Source organism: Alkalibacterium sp. 20, from assembly GCF_001885615.1.
Classification (GTDB): Bacteria; Bacillota; Bacilli; order Lactobacillales; family Carnobacteriaceae_A; genus Alkalibacterium.
Genome location: NZ_LSRN01000067.1, coordinates 25,287 through 40,528, shown reverse-complemented (window position 1 = coordinate 40,528; position 15,242 = coordinate 25,287). Strand labels below are relative to the sequence as shown.

Here is a 15,242-nt window from a genome sequence, read left to right as displayed (position 1 = left end):
TGTCGGTCAAACAATCAAAAGAGCGTCTTTTCTTACAAAGAAAAAGCACACCCTCCGACCTCTTTCAATAACTAAAAGAGGACAGCGCATGCGAGAAATTAATCTTTTTCTGAAAGTAACGGCACATCTGGCAGTGGGTCCACATACTTTTTAAAAATGACTTTCAAATAGTAAATACACAAGAGAGCCGAAGCGAGTTCAGATATTGGGTGAGCCCACCATATCCCCTCAATTCTTCCTGTCAAAGAAAAGACATAAGCTAACGGGATCAATACCACTAACTGGCGGGCAATCGACACATACAAACCAAACATGCCTTTACCGAAAGCCTGGAACACCGTACTCACGATGATACTGAATCCGGCAAACAGGAAGCTTAAACTGATGATACGCATGGCTGGAATACCGATCGCCAGCATTTCCGGTGACGCATTGAATAGATTGAGTAATACGACTGGGAAGATTTGAAAAACAGCCAGACTCAGTAACATGATCATCATGGCATAAAGAATACCCAAGCGTATCGCCTCTTTGATGCGCTCTTTATTGCGAGCGCCATAATTGAACGCCACGATTGGGATCATGCCGTTGTTTAATCCAAATACTGGCATGAAGGCGAAACTCTGCAGTCTGAAGTAAACACCATACACAGCAATGGCCGTTGGGGTAAACTGCATCAAAATTTTATTTATCGAAAAGACCGTTACAGACGTGATCGCTATCATAATGGCGGAAGGCACGCCGACATCATAGATGCGCTTGATCGTTTTGGGATCCGGACGAAAACGTCGGTACTGTAGTTTGATGTCCTCATTTTTATAATAATTCAAGACAAAGCCTAACAGTGCCGCAAGTGTCTGCCCAATAACCGTGGCTATCGCCGCACCGGTGACGCCTAATGCCGGAAATCCAAACCAGCCAAAAATAAGGATGGGATCCAAAATGATATTGATGACCGCTCCCGTACCCTGGATCCACATCGAATAAATGGACTTACCGGTTGCCTGCAACAGTTTTTCAAAGATGATCTGCATAAAGAGACCAAAAGAAAAAATCATGATGATGCGTACATAGGCTTCCCCCTGATCTATTATTGCCGGGTCACTCGTTTGGCTCCTGAAAAAAAGCGGAACCATGGTCAACCCTAACACCAATATAAAAAGATAGTGGATCATTGAAAGAAACACACCGTTGCTTGCTGCCCGATTCGCATCCTCAAAACTACGTTCACCTAAATTCCTTGAAAGCAGGGCACTCATCCCTACACCCGTTCCCACTTGGATCGCTATCATCAAATTCTGGATCGGAAAAGCAAGCGTAACGGCGGTCAGGGCCGTTTCACTTATCTGAGCCACAAAAATACTATCGACGACGTTATATAAAGACTGCACCAGCATCGATAACACCATCGGTAATGACATACTGATCAAGAGCTTGTTGACTGACATGGTTTCCATTTTATTCTGTTTCATTTTTTTCTTCCTTATCTATACGTATCGGTTTCATACTATAATAATTATATATTTTTCAAACTAAACCTATCTATTTTATAGCCATTAAACAAACATTTTTTTATTAGTATTAAGTAAACACATTTCAGTATATGAATTGTACATCTAGCCAAACTATCCTATATATGATAACTGACTCATTTCTAAATAGCTATATGTAAATTTCATGAAAGTGTTTATCTTTCGTTAGTGCTGCACTGAAAGATAAACAACAGTAAAGTCGTTATTAGTTGATAGAGACAAGTTGGTTCATTTTGAGCACTCACTTGTCTCGATAAGCTCAAAAAAGCAGCTGGATCCAGTTCTTAACTGGGATCAGCTGCTTTTCCTTAATTTTGATTGTAATTAGATTACGTTTATTCCTCTAAATTTAATGCGCTTGACTCAAAGTAATAAAACAGCTCGAAAGTAAACGTGCCCGTGTAACTGTCTTCGCCTGCTTTTGCATAAGAGAAAGACGTGACGTTCCACATGCGCTCTTCATTCATTAACCGATCGATCAGTTTTCGCAGATTCTCAGGCGAGTCGCTGGCTACCTCAGCCTGGTAGATGTTTTTTACAAAAGATGCCGGCAGCTCTTCAACCACTTCTCGGTCACTTATCCGAGACACACTGGTTACACTCACGGTTTCACGTGCAGCGAGTTGTTCCAGAGTGATCATGGCTTTGTTCGCATCATCACCCAAGGGTAAATAGGATTCAGTTTGTGAATAATTCTGTTCATAGTCAGCTAACAGCTCTTCACTCGGTGCATAAGTTTCTAAAATAGATTGTTGTTCACTGACAAGCTGGGTCATTTGATCGGCATCTTGTTTGACTGATTCAACGAAAAATTGATTCCCGTAATAATAAAAACCAAACAGGATCGTAACGAGGGTCAGGGTGACGAGGAAAGTTTCTCTATTCCACTTCAGTGTCATTAGGTGATGCCTCCTCACGTAACGTTTCGTCGTTCAGGTCTATCGTTAGTTCAAATATGAATTCATTCGATTCAGCCTGCTGATTTTCCAGGCGTAGTAACTGAACGCGGTCGATATAAGCGCGCGTTCCCAACTCGTCAATTATGGCGGAAGCATCACTCACTTTGGTGTTTTCAAGTAATAATACCACCTGACTCATCTCACCGAATTGAAAGGATGACACGCGGTCTCCTTCATTCGAAACGGCAGAAGCCAAGTCTTTAGTTGCATAAACCATCGGAAACTGCGACTGATCCAGGGTGTCTTGTACCTGTATGGACTGACTGGCCAACTGCTCAAGCTTTTCAATTTCTTTAGATAAAGCCACTTCTTCAGCGTTGCTTTTAATCCATAAGGACTGTTCCTGTTCCAAGTTAACATAATGTGCTTGTGTGAAATAAAAATACGCTCCCATAAAAGCTACCAATAATACGAAGATACCCGCCAGGATATAAGGCAGTACATTGACTTGTTTTTTTTCAAAAAAGTTAATCTCAAGCATGTACCTCTTCCTCCTTGCTCGCAGCCGTTTCTTTGGTTCCTTTTTTCACCTTTTCAGTTTCAGTCCCAGTTTCATCTTTGACCGGTTTAGTGTCTTTCTTTCGCGTGCTCTTTATTTCTTTCAGTGATAAGCCATATAAGGCCCCATTGTGTTGTCCTATCGTTTCAGGTAAATCAAGCAGGTGAACAATTGCAGAGAAGCGTTCTTCCAGAAGTGCTTTCAGATCAATTAATTTGGGGTAGTGACCCGTTAAGATGATATCTGTGACGCTTCCTTTGTCATCCAAAACAGAATAACGGTAAAAATCTAAAAAGCGTTCCAGACCGTTGAGCTGGTCTTCAATCATATCTTCCAGTTCTGTTTCCGAATTCTGCCATACCCATTCCCCTTTTTGACTCAATTTCCAGGAATCAGCTAACCGCGCCGAACGGGTATGACGATTAAATTTAGGAACGTCCTTATTAAACACCATAATAGATAAGTCAAACGGGTTCCACTCTAAAAGCAATGTATGGTTATCCGGATTCTTCTTAACGAGATCCTGCTGATCAGCCAGTCGGTAAAAACAGAGCGCCGCAATATCGGCCACCACAGGTTTGAGAGAAACATTTTGTAAAATATCCTGATACTGCCGCACATATTCGCCTGGGTAAGCAATGATTACAACTTTTTGCTGGTCATTATTTTTTTCGATGATCTCAAAATCAAATTTTGGATGCTCGAAAGGTAAACGGATCGATTGGTTGATATGTAAAGATAAATACTCTTTCACTTCAAACGGTGACAATTGACTCGGCACACTTTCTTCTCTCACCGTAACAAAATCATTTAAGAGTAACAGATGTGCTTTGGCATTTTTCCATTTTTTCTCTTTGACTAAGGCATCGAGACGCATTTCCAGCAGTGGAACATTGGTGATCTTGCCGTCTTGAATAATGAGGGTATCAAAAACGATTTCATCTTTATCCACGACCGTATGATCTTTGGGGTCGAGTGCTAGATAGCGTAGACTGTGGTCTAAAAGTTGAAGATATAGTAAAGGTTTTGAACTGAACAACATAAAGATCTCCTCCAATAATCGAGCGAAAATAATTCTTACATAAATAAGTTTAAGTACCATTGAATTAGTGCGTCACCAAAATAGAAAACCGTTAAAGCAGCTAGACCAATAAACGGTCCAAAGGGAATCTTGGTCTTGCGTCCAACCTTTTTAACTTTCATCATGACGACACCATACAGCGCACCATACAGCGTGGACAGGAAAAAAAGCAATAAAAAGTGACTGAATCCAAAGATGAATCCGAACAAAGTATAATACTTTAAATCTCCAACGCCCATACCGCCTTTTGAAATCAAAATGATCATAAAGACCAGCAAAAAAGCAAATCCGGCACCCAAAAATGAGTCCCAGAAAGGCGTCAATGGATAAATGATCCGATAGATGATGAATAACGGACCAAAGAACAGCAATAAGCGGTTAGGAATACGTCGGTGAGCGATATCTGACACTGTGACAGGAATAATCAGCGCGATAAGAAGCAGACCTAATATAAGGTCAGAACTGAAACCTGTCAGATAATATGTTAAGGCAAATAATAAACCCGTTGCCAGCTCCATGATTGGATACAAAGGTGAAATAGACTGACTGCAACTTTTGCATCTGCCTCTTTGAATAATGAAAGACCAGACCGGAACGAGTTCCTTCCACGTCAATGTGCGTTCACAGGTATCACAGTATGACCGGTTTTGGTCGAATAAGGATTGCGTTGGCACACGTAGTCCGACCACATTGAAAAAAGATCCGAAAATGAGTCCGTAAAGTAAGGCAACACTTGTAATAAGTATGTTCATAAAAAAACTCCTATGTATGAAGAAAGACCCCGATTTGGGGTCTTTCAAATAATTAATGAATGATAAAAAATCTTATTATTCTACTTATTCTCTTCCAGTATAGGTATAAGTTGGATTAGTCGGTGTACCGCCTATATTTACAGATCCTGTAGGTTTAGTTCCATCTCTAGAGTCTAAATAACCGTTAGTAGATAAGTCGTCAACACTTACAGTGGTAAGTGCGGTTTCACCCTCATATTGAATATGATATAATCTTGCAGCATCTTCGATTAAAGCATATTCAGCTTCATTTGCCCCAGTTTCTGCACGGTTAATAATTCCACCAATCGATGGTATCGCAATTGCTACTATGATCCCCAAAATAACGATAACTGCCAGTAATTCAACAAGTGTAAACCCTTCTTCTTTCTTCATCAACTGTCTGATCTTATTTCTCATATGTTTTCCTCCTAATAGTGTTTTCCACTCTATTAGTAGAACAAAAAAATCTTTATGTAAATTGCACTAAGATTCCTTTATTACTACTAATTCGAGTGAATAGTATTACATTGTGTAGTGCATAATCTTCTGCTCTGTTAAGCTTCAGCCTACTTTAACAGATTTTATGGACTAGCATAATTATAAAACAATTGTTGTATATTTACAACAACCTAAATATATATATTCTGTAAAGATTGTCAAAACGCTTCGAAAAGGCTGAACATTGGTACGACAATTGATAGGACGATCAGTCCCACGATGACCGCTAAAAAGATAATCAGCACGGGTTCAATGAGTGACTGCAGTTTGTCTGAGGCTTCATTCACATCCTGATCGTAAATGTCCGCCACTTTTTTAAGCATATCATCCAATGACCCACTCTGTTCGCCTACACGTATCATCTGAATGATCAAAGGTGGAAAGACCCAGTGATCAGCCATTGGTTTTGCTAGTGATTCTCCTCGTTCCAATGAACTGCGTGATTCAAGCAACACTTCTTTAACGACTCGATTGCCGACTACTTGGCTGGTTACTTCCACCGCCTGCAGGATCGGCACTGAACTGTTGATGAGTGAACTGAGTGTTTGCGTCATTCGGGCCAAGACCGCTTTTTGGATAAAGGGTCCAAGAACAGGTATCTTGAGTTCTAATTTATCTAGATAATAGGCTACGTCTTCTCTTTTTTTCAGTTGCATGAATACGATTACTAGTAAGACGGTGAACAGGACAAACAGCCACCAGAAACGCTGGATAAATTCACTCAAGTTCAGAACAATTCTAGTTATAAGCGGCAATTCACTTCCAAAAGAAGCAAACAGCCCTCCAAATATAGGCACAATAAATAGCAACAAGAAAACAGTAATGATGATTGCAAAAGATCCAACAACAATTGGATACGTTAAAGCGGTCGAAACTTTCTGCTTAATACGGTACTGTTTTTCGTAATAGGTCGCCATGCGCTCCAATACATCTTCGAGTTGACCACTCACTTCTCCTGATTTAATCATTTGTATCAGTAATTCTGGAAATAGTTTAGGAAAATTTTTCATTGCCTCAGATAGGGCAACACCTTCTTTAATATCTACAGAAATCTCTTCAAGTGCCGCTTGTAGTGCTTTACTTTCTGACTGCTCAGCTAATAAATCGACAGAATCGACGAGTAAAATCCCAGCCTCCATCAAAGTCGAAAATTGTCTCAGAAAAACAACAAATTCTTTCTGTTTCAAGGGGCGGCCTATCACGATATCTCTATTCAAGATGTCATTTAACGGCTCCACTTGATAAACAATCAAATTCATCTGTGAAAGCTCATTGACCGCTTCCTTTTTATTAGAACTGTCAAGCTTCCCTTTGATCACTTTGCCTTCTTTAGTTTTTGCTTTATACGCATATGTAGCCACTGATTTCCTCCTTTCATTTTGATTAGGATCAACTATTTGAAGAATACGGCCATAATTCGGCTGAACTGATTCGTTTTTGAGCGACAAGTTCTTTGATGCTCATTTCCATCGTATGCATGCCCTGGTCTCTCGCGGTTTGTAAGACGTTTGGAATCTGATACATTTTTTCATTGCGGATCAGATTTTTAATAGCGCTATTGTTGATTAGCATTTCCGTTGCTGCCACCCGACCCTTTTCATCGATTGTGGGAAACAAGCGTTGCGACATCACACCGATCAAAACATTTGCCAGCATCGTGCGTGTCTGATTGCGCTGGTGAACTGGAAAGACATCGATCATTCGGTCGATCGTTCCGGCAGTGTCTTGTGTATGCAGGGTGCCTAATACTAAATGTCCGGTCTCGGCTGCGGTTATAGCTGTTTGGATCGTATCCAAGTCGCGCAGTTCACCAACAAGAATGACATCCGGATCTTGTCTGAGACTTGCCCGCAAACCATTTTTGAATGACAACGTATCAAAGCCGATTTCTCGCTGTTCGATAATCGACTGATTATGCGAATGCAAATACTCGATTGGATCTTCCAGAGTGATGATATGCTGGTTCATGTGTTGATTCATATAATCGATCATTGAGGCCAGAGACGTACTTTTACCACTCCCGGTTGGCCCGGTCACCAGAAACAAGCCATGCGGTTTTTGAACGATTTTTTCTAAAATTTTAGGTAAGCCCAGTTCGTCTATGGAAGGAATGCCTCTAGGTATTACACGAAAAGCCAGCGAAATAGCACTGCGCTGATAGAAAACATTGACCCTGAAACGTGATACGCCTACTATACCATAGGATAAATCCACTTCACGTTTGCGGTCGAGTGTTGCCCATAATTCTTCGGTGAGAATCGCTTTTGCCATCTCTGATGTATCTTTCGGTAATATTTTATCAGCTTTTTGTGGAATCAGTTGGCCGTTAATTCTGAAAATAGGTGGTGAGCCAGCAACAATGTGCACGTCTGAAGCACCCTTATCATGTCCTGTTTTGAGTAGTTCATCTAAACCTTCCATCGATTAACTCCTTTATTCATCTAGTGAGGCCACACGTAATACTTCATCAATGGTGGTTTTACCTTGTCTCACTTTTTCTAGCCCATCATCAATAAGAAAACGAACACCTTTATTTTTTATATGTCTCTTAATTTCCTGTATGGAGGCCTGATTCATCATTAATTCTTTCACATCGTCAGTAATGACAATCAGTTCGTGAATAGCCATTCGCCCGCGGTAACCGGTATGACGGCACACATCGCAGCCTTTCCCTAACGTTACGTCTTCTATCGTCATGTCACGTTTTTCAAACAACTCTTTTTCGATTGGGCTGGCTTTACGGGTATATGCACAATCTTTACAAACGGTTTTCACCAGACGCTGTGCCAGTACGCCACTGAGTGAGGAGACCACTAAATAGGGTTCCACACCCATGTCAAATAAACGGGGAATCGCTTCGATCGCACTGTTCGTATGTAACGTGCTGAATACCAAGTGACCGGTTAATGAAGCACGGATGCTGATCTCGGCCGTTTCCGTATCACGAATCTCACCGACCATGATGATGTTTGGGTCCTGACGCAAAATCGAGCGCAAACCTTTGGCGAAAGTCAAACCGATCGGCGCGTTCACCTGTACCTGATTTATGCCATCGAGTTGATATTCAACCGGGTCTTCAATTGTAATAATGTTACTTTCCGGACTATTTAACTCATTGATCGACCCGTATAAAGTGGACGATTTCCCCGAACCTGTAGGACCCGTAAGCAAAATCAATCCCGAAGGCTGTTTGATCAGCTCCTCATAATCTCTTAAAGTGTCTTCTTGTAGTCCTATGTCAGCCACTTTATTGAAGACATTGGACATGTCAAGGATACGAATAACGACTTTTTCCCCAAAAACGGTAGGCAAAGTGGATACACGCAAATTCACTTTTTTATCTATGACGATTGTACTTATCCGCCCGTCTTGTGGCAACCGTGATTCAGTAATGTTTAACCCAGCCATGATTTTAATTCGAGCCACCAGTGAATTCATCAAGGACTTCGGTAATGTCCGGTCACTTCTCAAGATCCCGTCAACACGGTAACGGACAGAGACATTATTCTCCTTGGAATCCAAGTGAATGTCTGACGCATGCATCGCGACACCCGTTTCAAGTAATTGGTCAAAAACACGAACGGCCGGAGCATCTTCACCCTCAATTTCCTGAATATTCATTTCTTCCGAATCATAAAGACGGTTGATTGTTTGTAAAATATCGTCCTTCGTTGCAATCATCGGCTGCAGGTTATATCCCGTAGACAATTCCAGTTCCTCAATGGCATAGAAATCTAGCGGGTCATGCATGGCCACGATCAACCGATTATTTTCAAGTTTGATTGGTAAGAGTAAATTTGAGCGGGCAAAATCTTTGGAAATGAGATTGATCAAAGTCTCATCAATCGAGTATTGATACAATGATACACTTTGAAGTTTCAACTGGATTTCAAGTACGTTTAAGAGTTGTTTCTCAGTAATGTACCCCTGCTCGACCAAAGAAACACCCAGTTTTTGACTTCCTTTCTTTTGTTCTAATGCTTCTACTATCTGTATTTCAGTAATCAGACCTGTATCTTTTAGCAGATCTCCTATTTTTTTGCGTTTACGTTCAACCATCGTGCACAATCCTTTCTAATCTGATTCAATTGCGGGTTCGGAAGAGATGAGGTCTTCTAAAGACGGCTCTGTTGTATTTGAATTATCTGGAAATAATATATCTGGATCAAACCATTCATATGTTAATGTCCCATTTGTCATATCTAGATTCTCCGTTATTATAATCCCTTTAATTGATCCATTATCGAAATGAACAGTACTTCCTATACTTGGTGCAATTATTATCGTATTATTTGTAGATCCACCCGTAATAGTTATATTCTTACCACCTGATAAAATTGCTCCAGTGATATTAAAGCCTCCATTTAAAACGATATCCGCCTGTTTTATAAGTAAATTACCGTTTAGATAGTCTCCGCCACCTAGACTAATTTCTTTATTCGAGAAATAATAAATATTAAGTTTGGAAGTTATTCCGGAATCATTTAGAGTACTCCCACCTTTAAATGAGAAGTTGTTTTTGACAAATAAATTCACTTTTCCATTACCAATAATTTTAATGTGACTATCACCTGAAATAGTTAAATTGTTTATAACAATATTAATTTCTTTATCATTAGTTAATATATTTAGTCTACTCCCACCTGATAGAGAAAGATTAGGTATAATTGTGTTCTCACTGATTTCTTTAAATCCAGCACCAGAAATAGAAAGATTCGATAATAATGTATACCCTTCAGATTGGGGTAACTTAATATAGTCAAGTGATTCTCTGAATGCTTCCCAAGGAGGATTTAGTGGTAAATAAGCCGTTTTATTAATTAATGGGGTAATATTTTTCCAACTAGGAACATTTGCATAAATATCTGCAACGTTCCCTTCATATTTAGTGAATATATTGGTGCTATTGATGTCTCCCCACGAACCGAGCCTAAATGAATTCTTTTGTTTTGAATCTAAATAAATATTTCCATTTATATATCCACCTGTGAAATTTATACTTTTCCCAGCAATAATTGATGCATCATCAGGTATTGCTGGCAAGTCACCGCCACCTGTGTTTTTGTCTACCCATGTAACTTCTATTGGTTTTTGTATCGTTCGCGTTTTCCCCGCAATAGTTCCGATAGACTCTAGAACATATTCTCTTGGATTCGTGCCTGAAACTTCTCTAAGTTCGACTTTTGCACTTGGCTGGTCACCAAACTGAGGGTCAAAATAAGCATTAGCATACTCTTTCCCATTTATACTATCAATGATACCTTTGACTCCCTCACCACTATCAAAAAAAGAACCTTCTGGTAGATTCTTTGCATTGACTACCAATACACCAGCTTTCATTTCTTCATACGCCATATTCGCGCCAGCTTCGGCGATATAATAAGCAGATGTATCATCGCGATTGATATCCCCTAATTTATAACTTCCAATTGTTATAGCACCTAAAGAAGCCCCAAGAACAGATAACACCATCAATGTCATTAAAGCAAGAATTAAACCGCTGCCTTCTTCATTTTTTATATGTAATTGTTTATAATTAAAGGACATGGGTTTTACCTCCTGAAATAGATAGTCGTTCTGTATTCTTTTTGTTGAGTCTGACTTCTAGAACTTCGCAAAACAATTTCCAAGCTCCTGTCTTCGTCACTCCTATTCACTGTCATGTCATTAATAGAACTGGAAAGAGTATTTCCGTTTTTCAATAGCCTCTGACCTTCTTTTTCAAATACAGGATCTCCTAATATTTTTATGGTATTTCCTTCCACTGTTACATCTAAAAACGCTTCTTTTCTCAAATCTCTCGACATCACAGACAGTGCGTAACTCATGTCATTTGCCTGACTTGCTGATTCTGTTTGACTGATAAATTGTTTTTGTCCGAAAATATGAACGGATCCGGCGAGTAGGATAACAACTGAAAGCAAAGCTATGGAAGCAAGCAATTCCACTAAAGTAAAGCCTTTATCACTTTTCCAACTGCTATTTTTATTCAGTTTATTTTTCAAAAGATAATCGCGTTTCCATTTGCGCACGGTCTTCCACTCCTTCAGAGACAATAACAATAACTTGATATAGAGCAGAATCAGTTAATTCATTAAACTCAGTTTTAATAACAAATCCTGATTGAGGTGATACGACCGCAGCTTCTGTATCAGCTACAGTATAGCCTTCACCGGAATAATACGTAATTTCTTCCATGACTCCCTGTGCTATAAACGTCGCTTCATTGACTTCGTTCGTCTGTTTATTGGTATTCGCAGCTTGGATAAAAAAGGCTAAGAAAGCAGTGACAACGATAGACAAAATGGCAATAGCTGCTAAAAGCTCAACTAAAGTGACCCCAGAATCGTCTTTTATTAACTTTTTGATGAACAGTTTACTTTTCATAGGTTAACTTCCTTTTTGAGCTACTGTTACTTTATTTCTTCCGTTTTGTTTGGAGCCAATATACATGGCGCGATCAGCAAGATTGATCAATTCTTCGAATTCATCAGATTCATTTGTGCTTGTCGCCAAACCTAAACTTGCAGTTACGAATATTCTTTCATTGCTGTTCGTTTTCATAGAATTAGATATTTCAAATGATGTGTTTTTAATCAGCTGACGAATCTCTTCTGCCATAGCTTCGGCAAATTCCTGACTATAATTAGGAAGTAAAATAATGAATTCTTCGCCACCGAATCTGGCAATATATATATCTTCATTGAGATTATCTCTTAACCGTTTAGCTAAACTTTTAAGGATTTCATTACCCGCTGGATGTCCATGAGTATCATTCACTTTTTTGAATCGATCTAAGTCCAGCACTATTAAAGATAATTGATCAACTGAATCTTCTTTCAATAATTGAAGATATTTAGATAATCCTTTTAGGTTCGGCAAATCTGTTAAGTAATCTTTTGCAACTGATTCCTCAAGTTGTTCGTAATGGTAAGCGTTATCCAACGCAATAGAGAAGTATTTATGAAAGACTTCGACAAGCGAGACAATCATTTCATCATACATTGAACGGGTTTTATGTGTAATTAATATGACCCCTTGATTACGCTCTAACAATTTTATCGGAATAACAATAGCACTTTCTGCCTCATACGAAAGATCATTAATACAATACTCTTTCCATTCTTTGGCATCTGCATGTGAAATGATTTTATTGCTAGAAATCGCTCTCTTTAAAATAGATTGCTTTGAAAGTTTGAAAATTTCTTTTTTGTCGCTAACGTTACCTTTACCAACTATGACCTTTTCTCTTTGAATCGTCTCTTCATTTTCGACAGAAAAGTAAGAAAGCGCATCAGCTGGAAAAATTTCCAATAGAGCATGAATGAACATATCGATAATGCTTTCTCTATTCTTCTTTGCATTTAATTCTTGAGTCAATTGATTCATTTTCCTCAGATATTTGTTATTCATTTTACTTTTATAGTAAGAGTTGGTCCATATGGTGACGCTAACAAATGGGAGTGCCCCGATAATAATACCGATAGAACCAGTTGTTTCATATAAATAAATGAGAATGAAAGATAATGGAACAACAAAAATAGTGATATAGAGTGAAAAAATAAGGTTTTCATCAATTATTTGGATGTTAGAATTTCCATAAAAATATTTATCGATTATGTATATTGCGATTTGGTTAAATAATATATGAGCTAACATATACATCGTTAACGCAAGCAATTCTGCCACGATGCTAATTAATTGATCCGAGAGAAGAATAGTTAAATAATAAACTCCGGCAGCTAAGATAGATAAAAAATGAAACATGAGTAAATTTAAAGGATAACGGTAAAGCTGATCTAATTTGATGTCTGATCTGATCATCAAAAAGACGATGGCAATAGAAGAAACGATCATTTCAGGAACTAAACCATAGATAACTAAAACAGGTAAGGAAATGCCATTCACTAAAAACAAAATTGAATCTTCTGTTTTTATTGGAAAAAGACCAACTAATACTGCCAGCAAAAGGAATATAGTATAATCTGCATTAAAAAACGGTGAAACGTTCAATTGAATATGACACGCGGAATAAAACAAGGCTGCTGCTACAGGGGCATAGATATACCATATTGCTCTTTTCTTTTTTATATCAATCATTTATATAACCTCTTTAATTTGATTATTAAATTCTAATAAGTAATACATTATAAGTTTATATTTATTCAAGCAATTAGTCAATCCTCTAACATTAGTATAAAACAAATAAATCACCATATCCTCTCATAAAAATCAAACTAGCTTTTATAAACCGCTCTCATTTCAAATGTATGGACAAAAAACCGCGAAGTGTTATACTTCGCGGTTTTGAACTAGCATTAATTCAATGACTTTTTGAGCGGAAATAGGTTTACTGAAATAATAACCTTGACCAAACTCACAATCATTTTCTTTCAAGAAAAGAGATTGTTCGATACTTTCAATGCCTTCAGCTACTGTATTAAAATTCATGCTCTTACTCATTTGAATAATTGTTTTAACCAGAGATGCGGTATTATCTTTTGTGACAACATGATCGATAAAGGATTTGTCGATCTTCACAGTATCTATAAACATATTGTTTAGTACGCTTAACGAGGAGTATCCTGTACCAAAATCATCAATCGCTACACTCACACCGATATCATGCAACTCTTTGATTATTCTATTCGCATAATCTCCATTTTGCATGACACTCTCAGTGATTTCAACAATCAAGTACTTTTCTTTTAAATTATATAAGTCTAAAACATTCTGGATTCGTTTCACAAAATAAGGATCTTCAAATTGCAAGGACGAAACATTCACCGCCACACTTAAAAATTTACCTTGCTCATGCCATTCTTTGGCTTGTCTTACCGCTTCATGAATCACCCAATACCCTATTTCATTGATCATACCCGATTCTTCCGCAATAGGGATGAATTCTACAGGAGAAACTAAACCTAAAATACAATGTTCCCAACGCAGTAAAGCTTCAACGCCGTATATTTCTCCTGAAGTCATTTTTACTTTCGGTTGATACAATAAGTATAGTTCATTATTAATAAGTGCTTCTTTCAAGCCAAATTCAATCCGTCTTTTTCGTTCAATAGCGGCTGCATCATCAGTCATAAAAATATGGAAATTATTTTTACCTGATTTCTTTACTTTATACATGGCAATTTCTGCTTGCTGCAATAGCGCATCAATGTCTTGAGCCGTTTCTGGATAGCGGCTAATACCTATGCTTGCAGTAACGTAAAAAGTATAATCGTTAATTTTAAACGGCTTTGAGAATAAGGTTACAATATCTTTGGCAATTTCTGTGGTCTTAGCTTCTGTGACGTTCTCTATCAGGACAAAGATTTCGTCTTCGCTATCTCTAGCAATGACTGCATCTACTCCTACAAGATTTCTAAGCCTTTGAGTGACTTTTATCAGGACTTTATCGCCTGCATCACGTCCGTATAATTCATTGATTGTTCTGAATCGATCAATATCCAATACAAAAATAGAAATTTCAATCGTCGACTGTTCTTCAGAATATTGCATTGTCTTTAATTCAAAATCATCGTGAAGCTTCGTCCGATTAGGTAGTTTGGTCAACATATCGAAATAAGTGACTTTATGTAATTCCTTTTTGTGCTGCTCTACATCTTGTATCAATGCTTTTTCCTGACTACTCAAAAAACTGAATTTATTAAATAATTTTTTGAACCATCCCAAGCCCTGACTTTTTTTATTGAGATCTCTATTTCTACTATTATAAGATTCGTCCACGATTGAAAAAATATAATGTGAAGGACAAGTCTTTCTACTGATAAAATAAAGAGAGAGTACATATACACAGAAACCAATAATTTTTAAACTATCGATTTTAAATAAATGCGTTATTACGTCTATTAGTAGTGATGTCATATTAGCTTTTACTCCTCACTA

Annotated in this window: 14 protein-coding genes; all 14 read right to left on the bottom strand. The window is 38.2% G+C overall.

All coding sequences use genetic code 11. The annotated features are described in order from the left end of the window. Positions 1-98: 98 nt before the first annotated feature. Positions 99-1,472, bottom strand: a complete 1,374-nt coding sequence (locus AX762_RS10520) for an MATE family efflux transporter (protein ID WP_143139357.1) — start codon at positions 1,470-1,472, stop codon at positions 99-101. Positions 1,473-1,867: 395 nt separating this feature from the next. Continuing rightward, on the bottom strand, positions 1,868-2,431 hold the full coding sequence (locus AX762_RS10515) for a hypothetical protein (RefSeq protein WP_071849087.1): 564 nt from the start codon (positions 2,429-2,431) through the stop codon (positions 1,868-1,870). After that, positions 2,412-2,972, bottom strand: a complete 561-nt coding sequence (locus AX762_RS10510; protein WP_071849086.1) for a hypothetical protein — start codon at positions 2,970-2,972, stop codon at positions 2,412-2,414. The genes AX762_RS10515 and AX762_RS10510 overlap by 20 nt, the downstream gene beginning before the upstream one ends. Beyond that, positions 2,965-4,032, bottom strand: a complete 1,068-nt coding sequence (gene pilM / locus AX762_RS10505) for a type IV pilus biogenesis protein PilM (protein WP_071849085.1) — start codon at positions 4,030-4,032, stop codon at positions 2,965-2,967. Before pilM ends, AX762_RS10510 begins: the two co-directional genes overlap by 8 nt. 35 nt (positions 4,033-4,067) lie before the next feature. Then, the gene (locus tag AX762_RS10500; RefSeq protein WP_071849084.1) at positions 4,068-4,823 is read right to left on the bottom strand and encodes an A24 family peptidase; all 756 of its coding nucleotides are present in this window, start codon (positions 4,821-4,823) and stop codon (positions 4,068-4,070) included. Positions 4,824-4,907: 84 nt separating this feature from the next. Further along, positions 4,908-5,261 carry a competence type IV pilus major pilin ComGC gene (locus AX762_RS10495; RefSeq protein ID WP_071849083.1) on the bottom strand — a complete coding sequence of 118 codons (354 nt, stop codon included), beginning with the start codon at positions 5,259-5,261 and terminating at the stop codon, positions 4,908-4,910. Positions 5,262-5,500: 239 nt separating this feature from the next. After that, positions 5,501-6,703 carry a type II secretion system F family protein gene (locus AX762_RS10490; protein ID WP_071849082.1) on the bottom strand — a complete coding sequence of 401 codons (1,203 nt, stop codon included), beginning with the start codon at positions 6,701-6,703 and terminating at the stop codon, positions 5,501-5,503. Between the two features lie 28 nt (positions 6,704-6,731). After that, positions 6,732-7,763, bottom strand: coding sequence for a type IV pilus twitching motility protein PilT (locus AX762_RS10485; RefSeq protein WP_071849081.1), 1,032 nt, complete (start codon positions 7,761-7,763; stop codon positions 6,732-6,734). 12 nt (positions 7,764-7,775) lie between these two features. Then, positions 7,776-9,401 carry a GspE/PulE family protein gene (locus tag AX762_RS10480; RefSeq protein WP_071849080.1) on the bottom strand — a complete coding sequence of 542 codons (1,626 nt, stop codon included), beginning with the start codon at positions 9,399-9,401 and terminating at the stop codon, positions 7,776-7,778. A gap of 15 nt (positions 9,402-9,416) precedes the next feature. Next, the gene (locus AX762_RS10475; protein ID WP_071849079.1) at positions 9,417-10,889 is read right to left on the bottom strand and encodes a pilus assembly PilX N-terminal domain-containing protein; all 1,473 of its coding nucleotides are present in this window, start codon (positions 10,887-10,889) and stop codon (positions 9,417-9,419) included. A gap of 5 nt (positions 10,890-10,894) precedes the next feature. Next, a complete protein-coding gene (locus AX762_RS10470) occupies positions 10,895-11,374 on the bottom strand; it encodes a PilW family protein (protein ID WP_071849078.1) in 480 nt (159 codons plus the stop codon). After that, a complete protein-coding gene (locus AX762_RS10465; RefSeq protein WP_071849077.1) occupies positions 11,337-11,729 on the bottom strand; it encodes a prepilin-type N-terminal cleavage/methylation domain-containing protein in 393 nt (130 codons plus the stop codon). The genes AX762_RS10470 and AX762_RS10465 overlap by 38 nt, the downstream gene beginning before the upstream one ends. Positions 11,730-11,732: 3 nt before the next feature. Continuing rightward, complete coding sequence (locus AX762_RS10460) at positions 11,733-13,442, bottom strand: sensor domain-containing diguanylate cyclase (protein WP_071849076.1); 1,710 nt, start codon at positions 13,440-13,442, stop codon at positions 11,733-11,735. Between the two features lie 192 nt (positions 13,443-13,634). Further along, complete coding sequence (locus AX762_RS10455; RefSeq protein WP_071849075.1) at positions 13,635-15,221, bottom strand: bifunctional diguanylate cyclase/phosphodiesterase; 1,587 nt, start codon at positions 15,219-15,221, stop codon at positions 13,635-13,637. Between the last annotated feature and the right edge of the window lie 21 nt (positions 15,222-15,242).

What these genes read in the sequence shown, in the direction of transcription:
- AX762_RS10520 (WP_143139357.1), bottom strand. Translation starts at nt 1,472, where the DNA reads ATGAAACAGAATAAAATGGAAACCATGTCAGTCAACAAGCTCTTGATC.
- AX762_RS10515 (WP_071849087.1), bottom strand. Translation starts at nt 2,431, where the DNA reads ATGACACTGAAGTGGAATAGAGAAACTTTCCTCGTCACCCTGACCCTC.
- AX762_RS10510 (WP_071849086.1), bottom strand. Translation starts at nt 2,972, where the DNA reads ATGCTTGAGATTAACTTTTTTGAAAAAAAACAAGTCAATGTACTGCCT.
- pilM (WP_071849085.1), bottom strand. Translation starts at nt 4,032, where the DNA reads ATGTTGTTCAGTTCAAAACCTTTACTATATCTTCAACTTTTAGACCAC.
- AX762_RS10500 (WP_071849084.1), bottom strand. Translation starts at nt 4,823, where the DNA reads ATGAACATACTTATTACAAGTGTTGCCTTACTTTACGGACTCATTTTC.
- AX762_RS10495 (WP_071849083.1), bottom strand. Translation starts at nt 5,261, where the DNA reads ATGAGAAATAAGATCAGACAGTTGATGAAGAAAGAAGAAGGGTTTACA.
- AX762_RS10485 (WP_071849081.1), bottom strand. Translation starts at nt 7,763, where the DNA reads ATGGAAGGTTTAGATGAACTACTCAAAACAGGACATGATAAGGGTGCT.
- AX762_RS10480 (WP_071849080.1), bottom strand. Translation starts at nt 9,401, where the DNA reads ATGGTTGAACGTAAACGCAAAAAAATAGGAGATCTGCTAAAAGATACA.
- AX762_RS10475 (WP_071849079.1), bottom strand. Translation starts at nt 10,889, where the DNA reads ATGTCCTTTAATTATAAACAATTACATATAAAAAATGAAGAAGGCAGC.
- AX762_RS10465 (WP_071849077.1), bottom strand. Translation starts at nt 11,729, where the DNA reads ATGAAAAGTAAACTGTTCATCAAAAAGTTAATAAAAGACGATTCTGGG.
- AX762_RS10460 (WP_071849076.1), bottom strand. Translation starts at nt 13,442, where the DNA reads ATGATTGATATAAAAAAGAAAAGAGCAATATGGTATATCTATGCCCCT.
- AX762_RS10455 (WP_071849075.1), bottom strand. Translation starts at nt 15,221, where the DNA reads ATGACATCACTACTAATAGACGTAATAACGCATTTATTTAAAATCGAT.